The sequence below is a fragment of the Halomonas sp. 707D4 genome (genome assembly GCF_024158685.1).
In the GTDB taxonomy this organism is placed as follows: domain Bacteria; phylum Pseudomonadota; class Gammaproteobacteria; order Pseudomonadales; family Halomonadaceae; genus Vreelandella.
The window spans coordinates 1-1,592 of record NZ_JAMZBD010000605.1 but is presented as its reverse complement, the minus strand read 5'-3'; the positions used below and the strand labels follow the sequence as shown (position 1 = coordinate 1,592).

Here is a 1,592-nt window from a genome sequence, read left to right as displayed (position 1 = left end):
CATTCACGTCGACCCGACGGTTGCGCGCCCGCCCCTCGAGCGTTGCGTTGTCCGCCAGTGGCCGGGTATCCGCCAGCCCCACGGCGCGCAGCCTCGAAGGTGCCACGCCCGCCGCCTCCAGCGCCTCGACGATGGCGATGGCCCGGGCACTGGAGAGCGCCCAGTTGGAGGAGAACGCCGGGGTGTTGATCGTCCGGCTATCCGAGTGCCCCTCCACCCACACTTCGCCATCGAAGCGCTGGATGGTTTCCAGCAGCGAGCCCACCAGGGCCGTGCCGCCGTCGGTCAGTTCGGCCTCGGCGGAGGGGAACAGCAGCTGGTCCTGCACGCGAAGGCTGATGCCTTCGGCCACGCGTGCGACCTCGACGCCTTCGAGATTGGGCAGGTAGGGAGAGTCGGCCACGCGCGCATTCAAGCGCTCGGTCACACCGATGGCGCCCTGGATCGCGGTCTCGTCGAGGGCCACCACGTTGACCGGGGGGCGGTCGGTGAGGATCACCATGTAGTCCGCCAGCGGCGGCGGTGACCGCACCTGTGGGCCTTCGCCGGCACTGGAGGCGAACAGCGGCGTAGGCAGCAGCCACTCGAGCACCGGGGTGGCCTGCGACGGCGCCTCGTCGATGGCTGCCTCGATGGCAACGTCGCGGCGCGCCAGCAGCGCCGGCGGGGCGCTCGGCGCGGGGACGAGCGCGGGCCGAGGCTGCGGGCCGGCCACCCCGAGCGCGGCGCTGACCGCGACCGGGCTCAGTTCGCCGGAAATCGGCGCGGGCAAGGGGGCTTCCACCGCCGGGTCGGGCGTGTCTTGATCGGCGCCGACCAGGGTATCCTCCTGCGCGCCGCCGGGGCTGATATCGGCGGCGGCGATGATCACCACGAACAGCGCCACCAGCAGGGTCATGATATCGATGTAGCTGATCATCCAGCCGCTGTTGCCGTCTTCCTGCGGATAGGCGGACAGCAGCGAGTCGTGGCGCGGGCCGCCCCGGTGGTCTTCAAGCATGGGGAACTCTACTCATTCAAGTTTTTCACCTGGCGGTCGATACCCAAGGTGTAAGCTTCGGGCTAGAAGGCCTAGTCTATCAAAAAGCCCTTTTGCGAAGAGAAGGAACTAGCCGGTGTATACCCGCCTTTTAGCCGTAACACGTCGTTTCGGGTGCGCGCTTGGCGTGGGGCTTTCGAGCCTTGCGCTGGGCGGCTGCTTCTATGCCAACACGTCCCAGGCACCGATCGCCACGACCTACCCCTACACCGAGCAGCAGCGCATGCAGGCCGCCCACCACTGGGAAGTGCTGGCGCGCCACGAAGCCGGCCAGATTCTGCAGCGCGAGCGGGTACGCTTTCGCGACCTGCACATCCAGGATCCCACCCCGGAAGGCTACGTCGCTTACAGCGGCGGCGAGTTCGATCGCGGCTTTCGCACCCTCTTGACCAGCGAGTTGGTGACGCGCGGCGCCAGCGTGACCACGGTGCCTACCAGCAACAGTGCCGAAGTCGTGATCGGCGTCGAGGTGGTCGAGCACCGCGATCGAAGCTTCGTGCGCCCTCCAGTAGGAGCGTTTACCGCCCTGGCGGCGGGCGTGGCGGTGGCCATC

1 protein-coding gene and 1 pseudogene are annotated in these 1,592 nt (G+C 68.2%); one reads left to right on the top strand and one right to left on the bottom strand.

Annotated features, from left to right (window positions below):
• Positions 1-1,000, bottom strand: a 1,000-nt coding sequence (locus BIS11_RS17090) for an OmpA family protein (protein WP_253586656.1), incomplete at its 3' end; no start/stop codon positions are given.
• 115 nt (positions 1,001-1,115) lie between these two features.
• On the opposite strand from BIS11_RS17090, the pseudogene BIS11_RS17085 reads away from it, so the two are divergent.
• Positions 1,116-1,592: pseudogene (locus BIS11_RS17085) on the top strand (hypothetical protein); the annotation flags it as partial.